The organism is Pantoea sp. JK, from assembly GCF_026130245.1.
Classification (GTDB): Bacteria; Pseudomonadota; Gammaproteobacteria; order Enterobacterales; family Enterobacteriaceae; genus Pantoea; species Pantoea trifolii.
The window spans coordinates 462,447-484,973 of the sequence record NZ_JAINFN010000001.1 but is presented as its reverse complement, the minus strand read 5'-3'; the positions used below and the strand labels follow the sequence as shown (position 1 = coordinate 484,973).

Genomic DNA, 22,527 nt, shown 5'->3' with positions numbered 1-22,527 from the left:
AATGTTTAAGAAGTTACTCTGCTTTGCTGGATGGACGTTATTACTTAGCGCGCTGTTAATTCTGGCTGTGCTCATTACCATCTGGTTTGACGAAAATCTCTGGCTGGCTATTGTCATCTGGCTAGCGTTAATTGCCACTGTTTTTCTGTTTCGTATTATCTGGAGTGGTATTGCAAAAGTCTGGCGAAAGGAATATCTACGCCATCTTTATGCGCCCCTGCATTTTACACGGGCAGAACATGTTTTATTTGAGCACTGGCGAAGTGGTGCCAACATTATTCGACGACTGAGCCGTAAACGTCGTGCTTTACCGTGGTTCGTTTGCATTGGCGAGCGCTGCGGTAAAACCACGTTGTTGGCGAATGCCGGCTTACCGACTTCATTTCGCCAGTCAGGAACCGAGACTATCGTTCCGACACGCACCTTGAGATGGTGGTTCTTTCGCCAGCTGGCTCTGGTTGATGTGGCGAGTAATCTGGTCTCTGGTAAACCGGCGGCGCAAGCTGCCTGGAAAAAATTGGTTAACTGGAGTGGACGCTTAACAGCACCATCCGGAATTGTCGTGGGTATCTCATGCCATGATCTGATGCATCTTTCCCCATTACAATTGCATCAGCAAGCACGCAAATTACGCACTCATCTGGAATCGCTGATGGTGGAGTGTGGTCGCAAATTACCGATATTTATTATCATGACGCGTGGCGACGAAATTCCGGGTCTCCTTGCGTGGGCGAATCAGCTTTCATCTGCACAACGTCAGCAAGCACTGGGTTATCGTTGGTCTTATGCGCCGGTGGTGGATCGCCAGGATGAAATGCTGCTTGAACCTTTATTTACAAGACTGCAGCAGGGGATTGAACTCAGTCACGTCAGCATGTTGCAGGGTGCGATCCCCGACAATAACACCGCAACCATATTGGATTTTCAGCAGCATCTTCTCCAGTTACAACCTGCATTGCACGGCTGGCTTGCGGCATTAAATGAACCGGATGCGCTATTCCCTGGCGGCCAGTTGACGGGTATCTGGCTTACTGCGCAGCAACATCCCGCTTCACAGGCACTGGAAAGTCTTTTTGTTCAGGAGCTTTTGGTTGAAGTGCTACCCGTTTGCCATCAACAGCAGCAGCATCAGGCATTAAGCGCGCACAAGCAGTGGCTGATGGAGTGGCGTAAGCCACTGATTGCCGGCGTGCTTGCTAGCTGGATGCTTCTCACTGCGGGGTTAAGCTTGCCGCTGATGGTGTCAACGAACAGTCATGATGTGGAGACGCTGACGCAGCGTCTGGAGGTTAATGAGCGCTGGATGGCGCATCCGTTCCGCTACATGCCTTATTTACCGCTGTTGCGTAGCCGTCATAGCGCGCTGGAAGAGGCGTTAATGAAAGCCAGTAGTGTCACCTTCACTAACGCGCGAATGCAAATGAAGAGATGGCGAGCTGCGTTTCTTGAAGCTGAACCGGCACAGCAACGGCAAATGATTTTACAACTGGCACAAACCATCAGACTTCGTCAGTCGATGTTACAGGGCGAATCCCTCAGCGAGTTGGCGCAGCGTCCCGCGACGCCTGAAGGCTTAGTGTTGATCAAGGCGCGAGCTGGTATGCAGGAATTAACCGTGCTGGCACTGGAGCGTGCTTCTCTGCGCACGGGGCGCGTCAAGCCGGAGATCCAGGCAATGCAACAACTGTTGGTTGAACTGGTCAGCAGCGATAGCCAATGGCGCTGGCTTATTGCGCCGAATGAAAAACTGCAACCCCTCACACTCCAGCAATTTATGCCAGAGAATTTAGGTTCAGCCTCGCTGAATGGAATCTGGCTGCCAGCAGGAACTCCTTTTTTAGAATCCGTGGTGGAGCAAATTCAGCAAGCTTCAGGAGAAGAGGCGACTTTGCCGGTTTTTCAGGCGTTCTGGCAGCACTATCCCGCATTACGCCAGGATGCATGGTTAATGTTTTTGCTTGAGATGAGCCGTGCTAATGCGCTCCAGCCAGGACAAAAAGCGCGTACCTCAGAGTTGATGGCTCTGGCTAAAGGTGAGGATTCCGCCAGCAAGTTAGTGCGGCAGCTTGATGCAGCACTAGCGGATATCAATAAAAAACAGGCGAAATCCTGGCTGGTGGAGTTGCGTCGTGTGGCGGGATTGCAGCGAGCGCCGTCGGCATTACCGCTGCTACAAAAGCTAAATGATCGTGAACAGCAATTGCGAAGCGCCTTACGCCGCGCCATTTTGCGCTCTCCGCGTGATGCCAGCATTAACACGGACGACATTGATCATTGGCAGCAGTGGCGTGAGGCATTGGCGCAGATGATCAATCGCGCGGTGTCGGATGCTGGACATGCTCCATTTATCGCACGCACCCGTTCTGGCGATCAGATTAATGAGCAAGGGCAAGCGATGATGCAACTGCAACATCGTTGGCTGCAGTTACGCGATCGTCTGGCGAACAGGGGGAGTGACGCCGGGCAGGGGGCAGTCTGGACATTACTGGAACGCCAACTCACTACGCTCACTACCCACGCATTAGCCAGTTCGGCATGCTGGCTGGAAGATCAGTGGCAGAGCAGAGTCATCGCGCCACTGGGTAAACAGGCAAAAATGCGTAATGCAGCACAGCAGCAGGAGAAAGTGCGCCACTATCTGGCTGACTTTATACAAAGTGCCGCTGCCCCTTTACTCATTAGCACGCCGGCGGGGATCAGACCGCTAAGCCTGTTAGGTCAATCTTTGCCTGTCACTCCGGATTTTATGCAGATGGTCAATCACATCTTAGATCCTGACGATTTACTCTCTACGCCCGAACGCGAGGTCACCCGCGATCACGATGCCATAACACATATCAGTGAGCAGCTTGCTCGCCACGAGAAACAGCGCACAGCGCTTGAGCAAAAGTCGTTAAATGTCGAAATCACCAGCCTGCCAGCCACCGTGCCCGGCGGTGCGAGATTGCTGCCTGTGGGCACGCGTGTGGAATTACATTGCTCCCGCCAATCCGCGCAGTTGGAAAGCAATAACTTGCAGGATAAAGCCGTTTTTAATTGGACGCCTAACCAATGTAATGCCGTGAGTTTAACCGTGCGCTTTCCCGGCGTGGAACTGAAGCATCGCTACGTCGGCGACAGCGCATGGAGTGATTTTTTGAGTGATTTCTCTACCGGAGAACGCTTGTTCAAGTTGGATGAATTCTCGGCCGACAACCTCGCAACACTGCGCGATCTCAACATCCCGCAGGTTCTGGTGCGTTACCGCGTGCAGGGTGCTAAGGCGGTAATAGCGCGCTGGCAGCAGTGGCAAAACCTCAATGATGAAATTGATCAACTTCAGAACGAACGAGACGAGCTGGCAGCACGACAAAAGGCGCGTCAGCAAACAGGCCATTTCCAGGGAAAACTGACTGCCTTGCCGACTTCAATAGCAATGTGCAGCAATTAAGGAGCATTTATGCAGAGTAATTTAAAAAACATCGTTCAGTTACTGACGCCAGCAGCGCGTAAATCATTGGATAACGCGATTGCTCAGGCCGTAGCACGCACTCACCATGAAATCGAAGTCGAGCATTTGATCGTCGCGCTCATTAGCGATCATTCTGAGCTTCTGCATTCTCTGGTGCTTGAAAGTGGTCTTGCCGCCGATAGTTTGCTGATTAACGCACGCAGCAGCCTCGATCACTGTCGAAGCGGCAATACACGAGGCCCGGTTTTTTCGCCGACTCTGGTGAATTTTCTTGAGGCCACATGGTTACACGCCAGTGTTAACTGGTTGCAACCCGTTATCTCGCCTGCCGCGTTACTGGCGGGAATGTTGCAACAGCGATCAACATTCATCCCTTCACTTCAACAAGCTCTTGATTGTGATGTCAACGTAGCCGATGCATGGCTATGCCAGCAAACCCCTGAGGTGGCTGATAACTGCAACCGGGATAAAGTCGAGAGTAATAGTGCGCTGGCTAAATTCACTCATCATCTCACCGAACAGGCGCGTCAGGGAAAGCTTGATCCGGTTTTAGGGCGCGAACATGAAATTCGCCAGATGATCGATGTGCTGCTACGTCGTCGACAAAACAATCCCGTGCTGACCGGCGAACCTGGCGTAGGTAAAACGGCGCTGGCGGAAGGGCTTGCTCAACGCGTTATCAGTGGTGCGGTGCCGCCCGCGCTGCTTACTACCGAAATTTTCACCCTGGATATGGGCTTACTGCAGGCAGGCGCAAGCGTTAAAGGTGAGTTTGAGCAGCGCTTGCAAAATCTGCTTAAAGAGATTCAGCGCTATCCCCAACCCATCATCCTGTTTATCGATGAAGCGCATACCTTGATTGGTGCGGGAGGCAGTGCCGGACAAAATGATGCCGCGAACTTGTTGAAGCCCGCACTGGCGCGTGGCGAATTGCGCGTGGTGGCAGCAACAACCTGGGCAGAATATAAAAAATATTTCGAAAAAGATGCCGCACTGGCACGTCGCTTCCAGGTGGTTGGTGTCGCTGAACCCGATGAAGAGGCGGCGATAGCGATGCTGCGCGCCATGGCGCCGATGATGGCGCATCACCATCAGGTCACTATTCAGCAACAGGCGTTAACCGCCGCGGTCCGTTTGTCTTCACGCTACATTGCAGGACGTCAGTTACCCGATAAAGCCGTTTCATTACTTGATACCGCATGCGCGCGGGTAGCCGTATCACAATCTCATCAGCCAAAAGAGATTGAAGATCTCCATGTATTACTGAACAACTTGCAAACGGAACAACTGGGTTTACAGGCGGAAGGCGGCCACGAAATACGACTGGCATGGATAGCGGAGCGTGAAGCGGCGTTGCTAACCGATTTGGCCCGGCTGGAACCGCAATGGCATCAGCAACAGGCGCTCGTGCAGCAAATTCACCAGTGTGATGATGCTCAGCAACGTCTGGCGCTACGTGCGCAGCTTAAGTCAGCACAACAGCAACAGGCGCTGGTGTTTGATTGTGTCGATGAAGTTTGTATTGCTGATGTACTGGCTGGCTGGACCGGCATTCCACTGGGACGAATGCTGGAAAAAAGAGCAGAACAAGCAGACGAGTTGCTGCCACGTTTGCAGCAGCGGGTTATTGGCCAGGATGAGGCGCTGGCGGCTATCGCGCAGCAGGTGCGCATTGCCCAGGCAGGCATTAACGATCCGCACAAACCGACGGGCGTATTTATGCTGGCGGGACCTTCTGGCGTGGGTAAAACGGAAACTGCGCTGGCGCTGGCTGAATTGGTGTGTGGCGGTGAACGCGGTTTAATCACCATCAACATGTCGGAGTATCAGGAAGCACACAGCGTATCCGGTCTGAAAGGATCGCCACCCGGATATGTTGGTTACGGACAAGGCGGGGTGTTAACGGAAGCTGTTCGTCGCCAGCCTTACAGCGTAGTGCTGCTCGATGAAGTGGAGAAGGCGCACCCGGATGTCATGGAGCTGTTCTATCAGGTATTTGATAAGGGCTGGATGGAAGATGCTGAAGGCCAGCGCATCAACTTCCGTAATACCTTAATTATTCTTACCAGCAACCTCGCCAGTGAAAAACTCATCAACGGGTGTGAAAAGGATATGGTAAGCCTCAGTGAGCTTATTCGTCCTGATTTTGATCGCGTATTCCGACCTGCACTCATGGGACGTATGCAGCTGATTCCGTATCGACCTCTACTTTCTTCAACCTTGCATCAGATAATTCGTCTCAAGTTAGACAAACTGGTTGCACGACTTGCGCTTACTCAATCACAGCACGTTTTACGTTACAGCAACAGTGTTGTAACGCTTTTGGCAGAGTCTTGCCAGACGGCACAAAGCGGTGCGCGTGACATTGATGCGGCGATCAATCGTTTGGTCATGCCCCTGCTAGCTGACACACTTTTGGGCAGTGCGGGCGATATGGCAAAAGTGCTGAATCTAAGTGTCATGAAGGGGCGTTTGGCGTGGGTTAAAAAGCGCAATAAGGAGCAAGCATGATCGGAGAGGCTTTGCGCTTCAATTCTATTCCTCCGCGTCAGAATACGGCTTTTCTGTTGCTCAGCAGTGAAATGGCTACGTTGGCACGACAGCCAAACACTCAAGCTGATTGGCCAGCTTTGGAGCGGCTGTGCCAGCGTGTATTTCGTACGCAAGGTTACGATCTGCAAACTGGCGTCTGGTTTTGCTTAATCTCATTGCGCTTACATGGCTGGCAAGGCGTGGCGGAAGGGTTAACAATGCTGAGTACCGCTCTGAGCGTCGAGAGCCCACAGCCAAGTGACCCAAGTTTGCAACGTGAAATCCTGACGTGGGCGGCCTCACATCTCGTCACCCCGATTTATACATTGGCGCCAGGCAATGCGGGCAGTGATGATCTGGCGCGAGCCGCCGCCTCGTTGCAGGTGTTGAGCCGCATGGCGAAAATACGCGAAGTACGTGGTCATGAGGTGTTAGATAATCTCTGCTATTTCCTTGAGGTGCGGGCACGTTCCCCGCACAGCATCGTGCTCGATTGGGATCAGGCGCAGCCCGCTCAAGTGGTGTGCAAAACCCCTGCCCTGAAACCCGTTTTAAATGAAGAGAAGACCACGGACCAACAAAGGCCAATGATCGCTTCACCCCCTAAATCTACCCAGCGACCAGGCTGGCATTGGCTGGTTCTAAGCACGCTTGGTGGCGCTGCTGTGACGTTATTAGTGTGCGCTGGAGCGTGGCTAATGCTACGGCCCGCAGTGATGCCATCGCAATTAGCCCCTTTTATGTTGTTGCATCAGTTAGATGAAGCCCTTGTGAAGGCAAAATCCAGCCAGCACAAGCCCAGTGAAAAACAGTGGCGTGAGATTGAAGTGCAGTTGCAACAGTTGGCGCAGCGTCCTGTTACCTGGTTGCTGGCGGAGGGCAACCAGTTGGTGCGTCATTTTAATCAGCTGCAACCGGAAAATCCTATCGCGCAGAACTGGTATAACCTGCTTACGCAAGAGACGCAGCACAGTAATATTGTTCAAAATTGGCAGGATATACATCAACGATTGGACGCATTGGATAAGCGGTTAATCGATTCTGAAAAGAAACAGCGTAACCATCTGACGATCTCCGAATTAAAAACCGAAATCTATGCTTTACGTTCAGATCTACAACGCATGGGAATACCTATTTCAGTATTGATGCATGAATTAGACAGCCCTGCGTTGTCTGAAAAAAAGCAGGTTGAATTACGATCTATAATTCAAGAACGTTTTGATAACCTTGCTAAAAATTTCATTTCAAAATAAGGATATTATATCTATGGGTTTATTTAACAGAATCTCCACATCTGATTCCTTAGAAAAAGCACTTAAGAAGAAGAGAGGCAATGATACATTATCGGATAAAACCGTAAAAAAACTGACCGAAAAAATACAATCTGCAAGTAGAGACGCGCGGTTAGTTGGCTACAATCAAGTATTGATTGACGGTAAATATAGTAAAGTTCAAGATAAAATTAAGGATGTTTTTCGAGATGCATTACTTAATGATTCATTGGATTTTATTGGTAAACAAATTGACAATAACTTACAGCCTGATCTTGATACTAATTTTATCGATGAGATTTATCTTCCTTTAATTATCGATAGCATAAGAAAAAAACGGCAGGGTGCTAATTTATATTATTTTGATGATTTAAACTGTTTATTCTCAAAGGCACTAGCTGGCCAGATTGGAAACCGTGCTCAAGCCGTGGTGCACATGCGTAAAAAAGCTGATATTTCGCAGCCACATTTTTCGGCAGTTGAATACATTAAAGATAAAGGAAAAGACTTCTTTATCTTTTATGAGCCTGCACATCTTTCTGGTGGCAATGAAGCCGGAGTTGATTATGGTTTCAATAGATTAAATGAAATATTCAAAGTGTTAAGTAAGAGATACAGTAATCTACGGGTGGGCTTCGTGGAAGTTGGCATACAGTCTTCCGAAGCTGACTGTGGTATTTTTTCATTGGCTTTTGCAAACACTCTTTCAAAATTACCGCATATTAGTCAATTTGCGATAGGAAAACTGGTCTACCCTACAATTACTCAATTTTATCATGTGAATTCTAATGCGAGAAAAGAACGTCATAAAATTGGCGTGAGTCTGGAACCAACGCTAATAAAGCATGCTCACTCAATCAATAAGTTGCGTTTGAATATAGAGAGAAACAATGGAATGGATAAAGATTTAAAGCAAGAGGTTTATAATCGCGCTACTAAATATGCGGTGACTAGAGATGAGAGGACCTATTCAAATTCAATTGAGCTAAAGCGTCAGGCATTTTTTAATAAGCATTTAAAATCTAGATTAGATAATTAATATATTTAAACTTCTTTTATCTCATGGCAGGCAATAGTCTGCCATTTTTAAACTTGGATTTATAATTGGATTGCGCACATCTCAAAATGTTACTTAACATCCGGTTGGGAGGAAATGAAACAATCCAGGGCTTGTCATTATTAATCGATAGTGTTCACCTGTCTTTTTCAATTAAAATTCTTGTTCAGGGTAAGCGTATTTTTTTTGCATAATCTGATCCGGAGTTTTTGTAGTGAGTTCAATTTTTGAATGTGCCAAATATATAGCCGATATGTTATTTTTCTGTTCTTGGTTAATCATGAAAAACTCTCACTATGGACTATGTAGCCATAGTGAAACAATGGTCTAAAAATCCATTGCTTGCTATAAACCCACTCTTGAAAGATTAAATTGAAGCGCGAAATTTTCGTATTATGGTACTTTCTGCGATGCACCGCAGAACATCGTTAAGATTTCAGCCGATGCGCAAAACTCTTACGCACCTTCTGCAGTTTCGGTGGGATCACCGCCATGCAGTAGCCGTTGCGCTGACCTGCGCCTTCCCAATAATCCTGATGATAACCTCCCGCCGCATACCACTCTTTCAGTGGCTCGATGGTGGTAACCACCGGATCGCTCAGGCCTTCCTGCGCACGCGCAATTGCTTCGGTTTCCTGCTCAGCATTCACCGGGAAAATGGCCAAATGATACTGGCACGTCGCATCCAGGTAGTTATTTGGATTTTTCTTTCCTGAAAATTTACGCAGTATCTTAAGTTGCGATGAATTAATTCTTAACGCAAAACATTACTTTGGTGAAAACATTAACATTAATTCAATTATACCTCACAACTTTTTTTTATAATATAAAAATTATATAATTAAATCGGTGCTGAATTACTTGGGAGAAGGGTTGTTAATATGTGATTAGATCTTTATTATGTGCGCTTTTAACTATGTTTCACCCTAGCGCTTTCAATGATTTGAGAGTGCTCTCATAGAACTTTTTATTTTTCAGAGTACATTCGATATATCAAATGATTATGACGATTAGCGTCATTTTGCTATGCCGGGTTTTATAACCGAGCTATTTTTTAGCTGCTTACATTCCCATCCTTTATAAATGAGGTAATGAACATGGGTTTTTTTAATAAGATATCGAGCAGAGATACTTTAGACGAAGCGTTGGCGAAAAAGTCTGGTCAATCCACGATATCTAATAAAACCGTAAATAAGATAAAGGAGAAAATCAAGGGTGAAAATACCCTTATAGCGAAGCAAGCTGCTTATTACTCTGTGCGTGATAATCCCGAATTTAAAAGTACACATCAGAGTATTGTGGATGTTTTCCGAGATGCAATGCTTAATGATAGCCTCAACCTGATTGAGTCCAAGCTCGCCGCTAATGAACAGCCAGACATGGACATCAATTTTATTGATGAAATATATCTACCAGAGATAATTGAAGGTATTAAAAGTAAAAGAAAGGTTGTGAACCTGTATTACTTCGGCAGTATCGATGAACTTCTTTCAAAAGCCTTAAAGGGTGGTATTGGAACCCGAGCTCAGGCTGTCGTATTAATGCGGCGCAGAGGTGATATCTCACAACACCATTTCGCTGCTGTTGATTTTATTAAAAAAGACAACAAGAACTTTTTTATTTTTTATGAATCCGCATTTATCTCTGGAAGTCCCGATAACGGGTCAGATTACGGGTTTAGAGAGCTAAAAAAACAGCTCACAACATTAACTGCCAAAAATCATACATTACGTGTGGCTTATGTTGAGGTTGGCGTTCAAGCCTCCCCTGCTGATTGTGGGATTTTTGCTTTATCGTTTGTAAGCACCTTATCCAAAAAGCCTCATACGAGCTTGAGTATGTTGAAAATGATCAAGGAGGATCAACTGGTCACACAAATCTATCAGGGTGATTCTTATGCCAGAGCTGCACCTTGGAAAAAATGTGTTGGTTTACCTATTGAATTTCTAAAGCATGGGCACTCTGTTACTCGGTTAATGAAGAACCTTGAACAGGAGGAGAATGTAAATTATGCAATTAAAGTTGGAGAGAAGGCTTTAAGCCGTACCGTTACTCGTGGAAATTTGAGCTATTCGAACTCTATTGAGTTAAAAAGGCAGGCGTTTTATAAAAAGCTTAATAGAAATGGTTGATGATGGTTTTTCAGAGTTATTATGGCCAAAATAATTTAAAATAGAAATTATAATATTTCTATTTTAAATGTTCACTATTTGAGAGTGCTCTCATATAGTCACATGAGGTTAGTAGTCATAATAGCGAAACTTGAATTAATCCAATCTCAGTCTTTGTGAAGAGCTTGAATTAATATCGAGTTCATTTCAATTAATTCGGAGTTATTAAATGACTTTTAAAAAAGCAATTATTGCAATGGCTTTCTCTGCGGCAACGGCAACGACTGCGCATGCAGCCATTAGCACTAATGCGCCAAGCGCGAATAGCGGCACTGTGACATTTGAAGGTTTGATTATTGATGCGCCGTGCTCTATTGCGCCAGGTGAAGATGATCAAACCGTTGATCTTGGGCAGGTGGCTAATGCCGGACTGATGGCAAACAATAATACTGGTGAATCCTCTCCGGTTAGTTTTGATATTCAATTGGATAATTGCATTATTACAACCAAAGATAGTGTTGATGTAATCTTCACCGGTGGTGCTTCTCAGTACGACGCTGAAAGTCTGGCGCTGAACGGCAGTGCTGAGGGGGCGTATATTCTGATGACTGATGCAAGTGGTCAGAAAGTAAAACTGAATACGGCGACCAGTACCCAAACGTTGGTTGACGGACAAAACCGTTTGCAGTTCTCTGCTCGCCTGAAGGGCGGTGGTGCTTCAGCTACAGTGGTGCCAGGCAGTTATTCATCTGTTGCTGGTTTCCAGCTGAACTATCAGTAAATAAGCACCAGGTAATTTCCTGGCTAAAGCAGGAAATTACCTGCTTAATGGCAGGTGAAAACATGCGGGTCTATTTATTCAGAAAAAGCATCCCAAAATTTCTGATGCTTATATTAATGTCCGTTGCGCCGAAAGCCTTTTCTGATGGTGTACTAAATGCTCGCGTAAATATGAGCGGGGAGATCCTTCATTCTGCCTGTACTATCGATTTGGATGATGATTATCAACAAATTTTAGTAGAGAAAAATGCAGTTACAGCGAGCGGGGATAACTATCATATTAGCGTTAAGTTAATTGGATGCGTCGCACCTCAAACGGAGCATCATCATGCTCAGTTTAGTTTCGAACCCGCATCATTTGCACAGGTATCTCGAAGTGCCCGGTTCCTAAACGGTTTGAAACACGTTAATTCAAAAATAATTTATCAACCCATGTTTTCCGGCCATACCACTTCATTTTCGTCAACAAAAAAAGAGCATTTCTTTCATCTCAATATCCTGAGTGAAAAAGAAGAGGGCGAGTCTGGACGCTCCCATTCGTCATTGCGGTTAGGAATTGATTACTATTGAGGTGTCAGATGCGAATATTTCAACGATCGGCGTTAAGTCTTTTTTGTCAGATCGCGTTGCGCACCAGCCTGATTTTAACACTGCCCGTTACGATTCAGGCACAGGATGTTGCGTTTAATACCGCAATCCTCGATTTGAAAGACCGCGATAATATTGATTTAAGTCAATTCTCCCGTAAGGGTTATATAATGCCGGGCGATTACTCTCTGGCGATAAAAATAAATGATGCCACGTTACCTGAGCAAAGTTTGGCCTATTACGCACCAGATGATGAGCCTGAAGGCAGTCAGGTTTGCTTAACACCGGTAATAGTCGCGCAGCTAGGACTCAAGCCTTCTCTGAATTCTGAGCTGCAGTGGTGGCATGAAAATGAGTGTCTGCAATTATCCAGCCTGGCAGGTATGGAAGCCCGCACCGATCTTGGGAGCAGCACACTCTATTTGAGCATTCCACAAGCCTATCTCGAATATCAGCATGCCGATTGGGATCCACCTTCACGCTGGGAAAATGGTATCCCAGGTCTGATTCTTGATTACAACCTGAATTTACAGAATCAGCGGCAAAACAATGCTTCAGGTGAGAGTGGCAGCTATCTAACCGGTAATGGAACAGCCGGTGCTAATGTGGGTGCATGGCGTCTGCGTGCCGACTGGCAGGCACGCCATGACTGGCGCAAAAACTATCAGTCGCATTCTAAAAATGTTGAATGGAATCGCATCTATGCGTTTCGCGCTTTGAAAGAGTACCAGGCAAAACTTACGGTAGGTGAGGATTATCTCAACTCGGCCATTTTTGACAACTTCCGTTTCGTCGGCGGCAGCCTGGTTTCTGACGATCAAATGTTGCCGCCTAATCTCCGCGGCTATGCGCCGGAAGTGGCCGGTGTAGCGCAAACTAATGCCAAAGTGGTGATCAGTCAGCAAGGTCGTGTCATTCAGGAAACACAGGTTGCTGCTGGGCCGTTCCGTATTCAGGATCTCAGCAGCGCGGTATCGGGTCTGCTGGATGTGCGTGTTGAAGAACAGGATGGGCAAGTACATGAGTTCCAGGTGGATACGGCTTCCATTCCGTATTTAACCCGTCCGGGCATGGTACGTTTCAAAACCGCAGTAGGGCAGGCAAGTGATTACGATCGCCGTCGCAGCGGTTCTCCTTTTGCCACGGGTGAGTTCTCATGGGGGGTCAGTAATGGCTGGTCATTGTATGGCGGAGTCTTAGGCAATGATAATTATCAAGCCATAGCTGCAGGTATTGGGCGTGATCTCCTCGGTTTTGGCGCGATCTCGGCTGATATTACGCAATCATCTGCTCGCTTTGCCAATCAGCCCATGCTGCGAGGACGCTCTTATCGCTTGAGTTACTCCAAGCGTTTTCTCGACACCGGCAGCAACCTGACGTTTGCAGGTTACCGCTTTGCAGAAAGCGACTTCCTGAATATGAACGATTTTCTGGATATGCAAGCTAACCGTACCTGGAATCGACGTGGTCGAAGCAAAGAGATGTACACCGCAACATTCAATCAACAGATTGAATCACTTGGGCTGCATGCTTACTTCAATTACAGCCATCAGACTTACTGGGATGCGCCAGACAGTGATTACTATAACCTAACGTTGTCGAGCGCTTTCTCGCTGGGCAACTGGCGCAATCTTTCACTTTCATTAACCGGGTACCGTTCCAATACCCGTAGCGGACAGGATGAAGGGGCGTATTTATCGCTCTCCATTCCATGGGGGCAATCTGGGCGTGTTAGTTACAACGGCGCCACCAGCAGCAGTGATACGCGTAACAACCTGAGTTATTACGATCGCCTTGGCGATAACAGTAGTTATCAGGTGAGCGCTGGCAGTTCTGACCATGGTTCTGAAATGAGTGGTTATTACACGCTGGATGGCGCTCTCGCCAATGTGAAAGCGAGCGGAAGCCACCATGAAGGTCGCTATTCCGCGCTTGGCCTGTCGCTGCAGGGCGGCATGACTTTGACCACTCAGGGTGGAGCACTGCATCGTGCAACGCAGATGGGTGGCACACGTGTGTTAGTGGATACTGATGGCATTGCCGATGTGCCGGTGGGGAATGGTTCACGAGCAACTCGCACCAACCTGTTTGGTAAAGCTGTGGTGAGCGATCTCAGCAATTATTACCGCACCAGCGTCAAGATTGATGTGGATAAGCTAAATGACAACGTTGAAGCCATACGATCGGTTGCCCAAACAACGTTGACCGAGGGAGCTATTGGCTTCCGACGTTTTGATGTCATTGCCGGTGAAAAAGCAATGGCGATTATCCGGCTGGCTGATGGTTCATTCCCGCCTTTTGGCGCGACAGTGCAGAATCAAAAACAGCAGGAAACAGGGATAGTGAATGATGAGGGGAACGTTTACCTCAGTGGTATCCAGCAAGGCGGTACGATGTCGGTCCGCTGGAATGGAGACATTCAGTGCCATATGACCATGCCGCATAAATTACCGGCTGATATGAGCGAAATCTTGTTCCTGCCTTGCGAGCGCACGGCGGAACCACAAAGTTAATTAAAAGGTGTAATGATGAAATTAAATGCATTAGCCGGCCTGTTTGTGGCCAGCATCGGTATCTTTAGCCATACATCTGTTCAGGCTGCGATTGGTCTGGACCGTACTCGCGTAGTGTATAACGGCGGTGAAAAATCTATCAGTCTCAATGTAAACAACAATAATGCGAAATTGCCCTATTTGGCTCAGGCGTGGCTGGAAGATGAGCAGGGTAAAAAGATGGAGGGGAACACCTCGCCATTGATGGTGCTGCCGCCTATTCAGCGTGTGGAACCGAAAGGTAAAGGCCAGGTGAAGATCCAGTCTAATGCGTTGACTGCCAAACTGCCGCAGGATCGTGAATCACTGTTCTATTTCAATATGCGTGAAATTCCGCCTAAGTCAGAAAAATCCAACGTGCTGCAAATTGCGTTACAAACGCGTATCAAGCTGTTTTATCGTCCTGCGCTGCTAGCGGCTCAGGCGTCAAACAAACAGAACGCGCCTTTCCAGGAAAAAATCACCCTCAGCAAAAAGGGCGATCGTTATCAGGTTAACAACCCAACGCCGTATTACGTCACCTTAATTGGTGCCAGCGCGAAAGCGGGAGAGAAGTCAGTCAGTGGGTTTGAAGCAGTAATGCTGGCACCGAACAGTCATATCACACTGGGAGGTTCTGCTGCCGCATTAGGTAATGCTCCGGTGCTGACCTATATCAACGATTATGGCGGTCAGCCACAGCTCATTTTCGGCTGCCAGGCGCAGCAGTGCGTAGTGAAATCATCAATCGCGAAATAATGGCTATTTGGCTTAAGAGTGAGGGAAGTAGGATGCAACTATCGGCTTTATTTTCAGGTGCTGGCTTGGGTTTAGCCTGTGTATTGCTGACCCACAGCCCGGCGAATGCGTCATCTGCTTCTGCGCAGATCAACTTCTCGGGGACGTTGGTCTACCCCGTTCCATGTACCTTTAATTCTGCCCAGTTGGATGTTGATCTCGGCGATATGGTGACCACTGAGATTGATGGTAATAACTATCGCGTTGACATCGATCCGGGGATGGATTGCACCAATGCAGCTAACGATCAGTTGCGTTTGCGTTTCACAGGATTGCCTGCCTCCGACCCGACGTTATTGCAAACCAATGTGAACGGCTTTGCCATGCAATTTAGCCAGGGCACAGGAAACACGAAATTGGATTTAAACAGCTGGCATAACTTTGACCGCAATGCGATTCCGGTATTGCATGTGGTGCCGGTGAAAGAGAGCTCGGCCGTGCTGACCCCCGGTGCAATAACGGCCTTGGCGACGCTGCAAATTGAGTATCAATAAAGATGTTTGGCTATGGCATATCAGTGAAAACAGTGCTGGCGTTAGTCGTTACGTTTCAATTCATATCCTTGCCGATTCAGGCACAAACCGCAGAAACGGATATAACGATATCAGGCCAATTATTTTACCCGCAGCCGTGCATTTTCAATGTCGATCCTATTCATGTCGATTTCGGTGACAACCTGCTGCATAACGATATTCATGGCAGCCGTTATGAACAACCTATTGATGCTCAGCTCGATTGTAGCGCTGCACCGGTGGATAGTTTGAAACTGCGTTTTACCGGCATTGGCGCCAGCTTTGATCAGGATGTGTTAGATACTAATCATACAGACCTGGGTATTGAATTACGTGCCCAGGGAACCAAGCTGCCGCTCAATAGTTGGCTGCCATTTGTTGGTGTACCGCCTGCGATGAGTGCGGTGCCGGTAAAACGTGTAGATAGTGAATTAAAACCTGGGGCATTTAACGCAGTGGCGACACTGGAAATAGATTACCAGTAAAGATGGAGGGTGTAATGAAGCTATTTTCCAGACTGATAACCACAATCTGTTTTTTAATACTGCCTTTTTGGGTTTTTGCAGGCGGGGTAGAGGTTTAAATGGAAATTAAATTGCTCTTTAAACCTATCCTGGAGTTTTAATATGTTTAAAGCATTAATTTTTACTGTTTTGATGTTGCCTTTATCGGCGCTCGCTGACGAATCCCTCAGCGCTCATATCACCGTGACCGGTCATTTTTATGTTGAGACAAGTTGCTCTCTGTCACAGCCGTCAACTATTGCATTTGGTGATGTAATTACTACAGAGGTTAATGAGGGCACTCGTGAAGAAAATCTGGGTTTAACGCTGACATGTCAGAATTTCAATCCGCTTCAGGATGTCATTCTGCAAATCGATGCAGTTGATGGTTATGCTAATATTATACCTGTGAGCGGTGCTAAAGGAATTCAGTTGGCACTAAAAAGAAATGGAGCCGACCAGAATCTGGCAACGCCTATTAAAATGACATCTAGTGGCCCATTAAACCTTTCAGTAACCATTGTAAAGAAAGCCGGAGAACCTTATGAGCCTGGAGATTTCACGGCTTCAGCAACTATTAAAGTTGATGTGATATAAGGAATAGTCAGTAGGGCTATTAATGCATATCATATGGCTTTTATGATAAAAATCCTTTATAGAAAAGTAGAGTTTTCATATGTCATTTGGATATTTTAAAAAATTAATCATTGCATCAATGATGGCGTTTCCACTTATAACTTCTGCGGCTTCTTTCACATCTTTCCATGTATTAAGTTGGATTGACGGCACTCCTTCGAGGCAGAATGCAAATGTAGATTTTGTTATCGATTTATTAAGTTTGCCTAACACAAGATTTTTCAACTACGCAACGATCGCGGGCGTATACTTTAAACGTGATGAATCATTTTGCAGCGTATCCAGTTGCGAGGGTGGCTTCACCTCTAGAATATATTTCCCCACTCCTTTCGTGGGTACCGGACTGACTCTTCATGACGCGATTGCACAGGGAAAAGCCCCCCGTTATCTTAGAGTAGTCAACAGATTAGAATTGCTGCGTCAACCTCAAAACAAATACGACGTATACATAATGCATGCTACTGGTGTCCACATGACGCCCGCATTTGGATCATTATTCATTGATACTCCGGCACTTCCTGCCGTGTGTACATTTGACACCGATTCGATTGTACACATTCATCCCCCTGCAATTGTCAGGATTGGCGAAAACGCACAAACGACTCCGATGACAACCAACATCCGCTTGTCATGCCAAAGCAATACGCATATAAAATTTTATATATTAGGTGGAGGCGAGGTCCCTACAAACATACCGGGAGTAGACGTGAAAATATTTATTGATGGAGAGTTAGGAAGTAAAACGTATTATTACAATCATCCGCCACTTATACCAATAACCACCAGCGTAAAATGGGGCCAGAATGCGAATGCGGGCGGAGAGTATCGCGCAACAGCAATTATGGTTACGGAATTTTTATGAATAGCTGGAACTAACGCCAGAATTAGATTCAGTTATCGTGCAATTTTATAACTTTTCAAAAGATGAATTGTATATAATAAAAATCGATGGCTATGTGGCAATATTATAACGTATATGTCAACTGGTCTAACATTGCGCTTTAGCGGTGCATCACATGATACACCGCAAATCATCTTTAAGACTTCACGCGATTCGCAAAACTCTTACGCAGCTTCTGCAGTTTCGGTGGGATTACCGCCATGCAGTAGCCGTTGCGCTGACCCGCGCCTTGCCAATAATCCTGATGATAACCTTCCGCCGCATACCACTCTTTCAGCGGCTCGATGGTGGTGACCACCGGATCGCTCAGGCCTTCCTGCGCGCGCGCAATCGCGGCAATCGCTTCGGCTTCCTGCTCAGCATTCGCCGGGAAAATAGCCGAACGATACTGGGTGCCCACATCGTTGCCCTGGCGGTTCAGCGTAGTGGGATCATGCGTGGCAAAGCTGATATCCAGCAGATCGCCATACTTCACCTGCTGCGGATCGAAACCAATGCGAATCGCTTCGGCATGGCCAGTCGCACCGCTGCACACCTGCTCGTAGGTTGGGTTCGGACGTGCGCCGCCGGTATAACCACTCTCGACTGACTCGACGCCAATCACATCTTTAAACACTGCTTCAGTACACCAGAAACAGCCACCAGCGATCACCGCATATTCGGTTGCCATTATATTTACTCCTGTCAGGGCGAAAGGTTAAAAGTGGGGGCAAGCCCATATCAATTCAAGCAGTTAAATTAACATTTCTGGCTTAAAGTCGCTGCGCTTGTCGAGCCGCAAGTTGCTCATCACGCTAAAGCGTCCTTCGCCGGTGTAGTGCAGCGTCGGTGGAAACTCCGGTGTTTCTGCCACATGCGCTTTGACGATCTCAAAGATAAAGAAGTTGTAGTTATCCACCATCGAATCGTCATACAGCTGGCACTCGAAGCTGGCAAAGCACTCGTCAATCAAAGGCGCATTGACCACGCTGGCCGGTTCGGGCGTCAGGTTAAAGGCATCAAACTTGTCGAGACGATCGCCGTGGCTGTTACCGATTGCCACCACGCTATCCACCAGATTGGCCGACGGCACGTTGATCACGCACTGGCCGCTCTGGCGAATCAGTTCATGGCTGTAATTGCCGCCGGCAATCATGCAGCCAACCAGCGACGGCGAGAACTCCAGAATGGTGTGCCAGCCGAGCGTCATGATGTCGCGGTGATCCTCAAACTGTGAACTCAGCAGCACCACCGGACCCGGCTCCAGATATTTGCGCGCTTTACTCACCGGAAAGTCGATTTTATGCATCGGGATTCTCCTGTTGTAGGTACAGATGTTCTAAGTGTAGCTGCCACCCTTTACTGGGCTGGCATTTCACGGCATGTTAATGCGTCATCTTATCTGGAGCTGTTTTATGGAATCTGCGTGCGCGTCCACATCTCGTCCTGTGTTGCATCTGTTGTGCGGTAAAATTGCAGCCGGAAAATCGACGCTGGCTCATCAACTGGCGCAGCAAACCGGTGCGGTGATCATTAGCGAAGATGCCTGGCTGGCGCATCTGTTTGCTGAAGAGATGCAGGATGTAGCGGATTACGTGCGCTGTGCCAGTAAGCTGCGTAACGCGATGACGCCGCATCTGATTTCGCTGTTGCAGTGCGGTGTCTCGGTGGTGCTGGATTTCCCCGCCAACACCGTGGCTCAACGCCAGTGGATGAAAGCGGTGATCCACAGCGCCGAGGCTGAACATCAACTGCATTTCCTTGATGTCTCCGATGAACTGTGCAAATCGCGGCTGCACGCGCGCAATGCATCCGGCCAGCACGACTTCGCCGCCACCGATGCGCAGTTTGCGCTGATCAGCAGCTACTTCGTTGCGCCACACAGCGAGGAAGGGTTTAACGTGGTTAATCACCGTTAATTAAGCAGGGAGGCAAAATGAATAATCCGCTGTGTCAGAAGCTGAACCTCACTTATCCGATCATTCAGGCGCCGATGGCCGGCGTCTCCACGCCGGAACTGGCGGCGGCGGTCAGTAACAGCGGCGCGCTGGGTTCGATTAGCGTGGGTGCCTCAACGCCGCAGCAGGCGGAGATGATGATCCGCAAAACGCTTTCGCTGACCTCCGCGCCGATTAACGTCAATGTGTTCTGCCATGCGCCGGTGCAGCGCAATCCGCAATTAGAACAGGCGTGGATCGCCCGCTTTCAGCCGGTGTTTGCTCGCTATGAAGCCACTCCGCCGGATGCGCTGTCGGAGATTTACCAAACGTTTGTCGATAACGACGCAATGCTGGAGGTGCTGCTGGAGAGCGCGCCCGCCGCTGTGAGTTTCCACTTTGGTTTGCCGTCCGCCGCTTTCGTGCAGCGTTTGAAAAGTCGCGGCATTATTACGTTAGCGAGCGCCACCAGTATCCGCGAAGCTCAGGCGATTGAAGCCGCCGACATCGATTTTATTGTGGCGCAGGGCATTGAGGCGGGCGGACATCGCGGGATATTCCAGCCTGCAGGCGACGATCAGCAGCTCAGCACCTTTACGCTGGTGCAGGCGATTCGCCACGCGTCGCGGCTGCCGGTGATTGCCGCCGGTGGCGTGATGGATGGCGCGGGCATTGCCGCCATGCTCAAGCTGGGCGCGGCGGGTGTACAACTGGGTACCGCGTTTATCTTGTGCCCGGAATCCGCTGCCAATGCGGCATATCGACAGGCGCTGAAAAGCGAGCAGGCCAACAGCACCGAGATGATCGCTGCTATCTCTGGCCGCTCGGCAAGATGTCTCACCAACGATTTTTGCCACCTGGCACGCGAATTTGCGCAGGAATCCATTCCACCTTATCCACTCACCTATGCATTAGGCAAAGCGCTTGCCGCCGCAGCGGCTGCCAAAGGCGTGCACGGCTTTGGCGCGCAGTGGGCCGGACAGGGCGCGGCGCTGGCACGGGAAATGCCGGCTAGCGAGTTAGTTAATATGCTGGTGGCGGAGTGGCAGGCGGCGTAAATTTCGCCGCCCATTAATCATCAAAGCGGTAGGCTTTCTCCATAATGCTGTTGGCCATCAGGGTTTTAATCCATTCAGTGGGTTCCCGTTTACCGCTGCGTTTGTGTGAATAGATTTTCACGGTGAACCTTGGCGCGGGAAACGGCAGCCTGAATGAGGTGACATCGGCAGCGTGTTTGATTTTATTGGCGACGAAGGAGGGGATCGCCATCAGCAATTCACTTTCCGCGATAATAAAGGGCGCGCTCAGCATGGATGGCGTTCTAATGGCAATGCGGCGCTTAAGACCCAGGCGCGCAAGATGGGAATCCAGCAATCCCTGCTTTTCATTCCACGGCGTCACGACCAGATGTCCGGCGGCAAGATAGTCATCAAGATTCAGGCTGCTGCGTCGCGTATTGGCAATCACAATAAACTCATCACTGAATAAATCAGTCTCTTCCAGATCGGGATGATGCATGCCGTCCGGCTCGCTAAAACTCAGCGCCATATCGATTTCACCAGCGAGTAATTCAATCAGCGCCGGATTATGTGGCAAATGGCAGAGTTCAAAACTCAGGTTGGGTGCCGTATTGGTCAGCGCATTCATCAGGCCCGGAAACACGCAAAAAGCGGTGTAATCCGTTACCGCAATTCGAAAACAGTCATCGCTGGTCAGGGGATCAAATGGCTGCATTGGGCTGAGATGCCGATTTAACCCGCTTAGCGTTTCGGCAATATAGGGTGCCAGTTGGCAGGCATAGACGCTGGGACACATTTTGTGGCCTTCGCGGTAGAACAGCGGATCTTTAAAAAAATCACGTAGTCGTGACAGCGCGTGGCTAAGTGCCGAGGTACTCAAACTGAGTTCAATCGCCGCCAGCCTGACCGAACGGTGCCTGAAAACTGCGTCGAAAACGGGGAGAAGATTTAAGTCCAGTCGACGCAGCACATGATGCATGAAATTCACCTATCATTGATTTTATTGCACTTATTTCATCGAACAATACCCATTATGCTGAGCAGCATCAATCTGATTAAGAAAGAAAATAATGCATGAAGATGACTATTCGACCAGCCAATCCTGAAGACGCGGACGCTATCTACAGCATGATTGCTGAGTTGTCGGTGTATGAGCATGGATTGCAGCAATCAGTGACGACTGCAGAAGAGATCAGAGCGATGCTTTTCAATCCCGACAGTAATAGCGAAGCGCTGATGTGCGAGATTGATGGCTCAACCGCCGGTTATGCGGTGATTACGCGTAGCTACTCGGCGTGGCTGGGACGTCGCGGGATGTATATGGAGGATTTGTACTTCTCGCCCAATTTTCGTGGCCTGGGCGCTGGCAAAGCGCTGCTGCAGTATGTCGCGCAGCACGCGGTCAATCACCAGTGCAATCGTATTGAGTGGAGTGCGTTAGATTGGGATCAGTCCGCCAGAGAGTTCTATCTCAGTATTGATGCGCTGCCGTTAAATGAGTGGGTGCGTTATCGACTCGACGGGGCGGCATTAGAGAAATTTGCTGCCGCCGCGCCGCAATCGGTGTTAGGGCTATAACGCATTTCGTAGGGTGCGCATTCATGCGCACCTTCATGCATATGCAATTTATTGCTTAACTGACCAGCATCTTGCTTTAAATCTGGTGCGAGCTCCGATACATCTGGCAAATGAGCCCTTATCTGTAACACGCACTGAAGCTTCGGAGCAGGCCGGGGCCTCTTTTGGGCAGGCAATCCGCAGCGCTGAACGAAGCGAGGAAGCCAGGAGAGCCCGCAGGACGCGGGCGAAAGGCGGAGCCGGGACAGGACGTCCCGTCTCCGCCGGTCCGTCAGGCAGACGAGCGAAGTGAAGGCACCGCGTAAGCGGCGCGAGGACCGCCGGACCAAAAGTGGCCCTGGCC

At 48.6% G+C, this 22,527-nt stretch carries 19 protein-coding genes and 1 pseudogene; 16 read left to right on the top strand and 4 right to left on the bottom strand.

What is annotated here, in order from left to right; all coding sequences use genetic code 11:
• Position 1: 1 nt before the first annotated feature.
• Genes PanJK_RS02340 through PanJK_RS02325 form a run of 4 tightly spaced genes read left to right on the top strand, consistent with a single transcriptional unit; the run spans position 2 to position 8,293 of the window.
• A complete protein-coding gene (locus tag PanJK_RS02340) occupies positions 2-3,430 on the top strand; it encodes a type VI secretion protein IcmF/TssM N-terminal domain-containing protein (RefSeq protein ID WP_265297029.1) in 3,429 nt (1,142 codons plus the stop codon).
• Between the two features lie 9 nt (positions 3,431-3,439).
• Positions 3,440-5,962, top strand: coding sequence for a type VI secretion system ATPase TssH (gene tssH, locus PanJK_RS02335; protein WP_265297027.1), 2,523 nt, complete (start codon positions 3,440-3,442; stop codon positions 5,960-5,962).
• A complete protein-coding gene (locus PanJK_RS02330) occupies positions 5,959-7,236 on the top strand; it encodes a VasL domain-containing protein (protein WP_265297026.1) in 1,278 nt (425 codons plus the stop codon). Before tssH ends, PanJK_RS02330 begins: the two co-directional genes overlap by 4 nt.
• A gap of 13 nt (positions 7,237-7,249) precedes the next feature.
• On the top strand, positions 7,250-8,293 hold the full coding sequence (locus PanJK_RS02325; protein ID WP_265297025.1) for a YopJ family acetyltransferase: 1,044 nt from the start codon (positions 7,250-7,252) through the stop codon (positions 8,291-8,293).
• A gap of 446 nt (positions 8,294-8,739) precedes the next feature.
• On the opposite strand, the pseudogene PanJK_RS02320 reads toward PanJK_RS02325, so the two are convergent.
• Positions 8,740-8,997, bottom strand: a pseudogene (locus tag PanJK_RS02320) (peptide-methionine (S)-S-oxide reductase); the annotation flags it as partial.
• A 411-nt stretch (positions 8,998-9,408) separates the two neighbouring features.
• Between PanJK_RS02320 and PanJK_RS02315 the strand changes: the two are divergent.
• The 9 genes from PanJK_RS02315 to PanJK_RS02275 all read left to right on the top strand — a co-directional run bounded on the left by PanJK_RS02315 (position 9,409) and on the right by PanJK_RS02275 (position 17,632).
• On the top strand, positions 9,409-10,443 hold the full coding sequence (locus PanJK_RS02315; RefSeq protein WP_265297023.1) for a YopJ family acetyltransferase: 1,035 nt from the start codon (positions 9,409-9,411) through the stop codon (positions 10,441-10,443).
• Positions 10,444-10,651: 208 nt separating this feature from the next.
• The gene (locus PanJK_RS02310) at positions 10,652-11,203 is read left to right on the top strand and encodes a fimbrial protein (protein ID WP_265297021.1); all 552 of its coding nucleotides are present in this window, start codon (positions 10,652-10,654) and stop codon (positions 11,201-11,203) included.
• 47 nt (positions 11,204-11,250) lie between these two features.
• Positions 11,251-11,772, top strand: coding sequence for a hypothetical protein (locus PanJK_RS02305; protein WP_265297020.1), 522 nt, complete (start codon positions 11,251-11,253; stop codon positions 11,770-11,772).
• A gap of 8 nt (positions 11,773-11,780) precedes the next feature.
• Positions 11,781-14,303: an outer membrane usher protein gene (locus tag PanJK_RS02300; protein WP_265297019.1), complete on the top strand. Its 2,523-nt coding sequence runs from the start codon at positions 11,781-11,783 to the stop codon at positions 14,301-14,303.
• Positions 14,304-14,318: 15 nt separating this feature from the next.
• Positions 14,319-15,080 carry a fimbria/pilus periplasmic chaperone gene (locus PanJK_RS02295; protein WP_265297018.1) on the top strand — a complete coding sequence of 254 codons (762 nt, stop codon included), beginning with the start codon at positions 14,319-14,321 and terminating at the stop codon, positions 15,078-15,080.
• A gap of 32 nt (positions 15,081-15,112) precedes the next feature.
• Complete coding sequence (locus PanJK_RS02290) at positions 15,113-15,613, top strand: fimbrial protein (RefSeq protein WP_265297017.1); 501 nt, start codon at positions 15,113-15,115, stop codon at positions 15,611-15,613.
• Positions 15,614-15,615: 2 nt separating this feature from the next.
• Entirely contained in the window at positions 15,616-16,116 is a 501-nt protein-coding gene (locus PanJK_RS02285; protein WP_265297016.1) for a fimbrial protein, read from the top strand.
• A gap of 141 nt (positions 16,117-16,257) precedes the next feature.
• Positions 16,258-16,731: a fimbrial protein gene (locus tag PanJK_RS02280; protein ID WP_265297015.1), complete on the top strand. Its 474-nt coding sequence runs from the start codon at positions 16,258-16,260 to the stop codon at positions 16,729-16,731.
• A 79-nt stretch (positions 16,732-16,810) separates the two neighbouring features.
• Positions 16,811-17,632, top strand: a complete 822-nt coding sequence (locus PanJK_RS02275; protein WP_265297014.1) for a hypothetical protein — start codon at positions 16,811-16,813, stop codon at positions 17,630-17,632.
• A gap of 175 nt (positions 17,633-17,807) precedes the next feature.
• On the opposite strand, the gene msrA is transcribed toward PanJK_RS02275, so the two are convergent.
• Positions 17,808-18,341 carry a peptide-methionine (S)-S-oxide reductase MsrA gene (gene msrA / locus PanJK_RS02270; protein WP_265297013.1) on the bottom strand — a complete coding sequence of 178 codons (534 nt, stop codon included), beginning with the start codon at positions 18,339-18,341 and terminating at the stop codon, positions 17,808-17,810.
• Positions 18,342-18,404: 63 nt separating this feature from the next.
• On the bottom strand, positions 18,405-18,959 hold the full coding sequence (locus PanJK_RS02265; RefSeq protein WP_265297012.1) for a flavin reductase family protein: 555 nt from the start codon (positions 18,957-18,959) through the stop codon (positions 18,405-18,407).
• A 106-nt stretch (positions 18,960-19,065) separates the two neighbouring features.
• On the opposite strand from PanJK_RS02265, the gene PanJK_RS02260 reads away from it, so the two are divergent.
• On the top strand, positions 19,066-19,569 hold the full coding sequence (locus PanJK_RS02260; protein WP_265297011.1) for an AAA family ATPase: 504 nt from the start codon (positions 19,066-19,068) through the stop codon (positions 19,567-19,569).
• Positions 19,570-19,586: 17 nt separating this feature from the next.
• Positions 19,587-20,645, top strand: a complete 1,059-nt coding sequence (locus PanJK_RS02255) for an NAD(P)H-dependent flavin oxidoreductase (RefSeq protein WP_265297010.1) — start codon at positions 19,587-19,589, stop codon at positions 20,643-20,645.
• 13 nt (positions 20,646-20,658) lie between these two features.
• Here the strand turns inward: PanJK_RS02255 and PanJK_RS02250 are convergent, their stop codons facing one another.
• Positions 20,659-21,585, bottom strand: a complete 927-nt coding sequence (locus PanJK_RS02250; RefSeq protein ID WP_265297009.1) for a LysR family transcriptional regulator — start codon at positions 21,583-21,585, stop codon at positions 20,659-20,661.
• 95 nt (positions 21,586-21,680) lie between these two features.
• Between PanJK_RS02250 and PanJK_RS02245 the strand changes: the two genes are divergently transcribed.
• Entirely contained in the window at positions 21,681-22,184 is a 504-nt protein-coding gene (locus PanJK_RS02245; protein WP_256696258.1) for a GNAT family N-acetyltransferase, read from the top strand.
• The last annotated feature ends 343 nt before the right edge of the window (positions 22,185-22,527 follow it).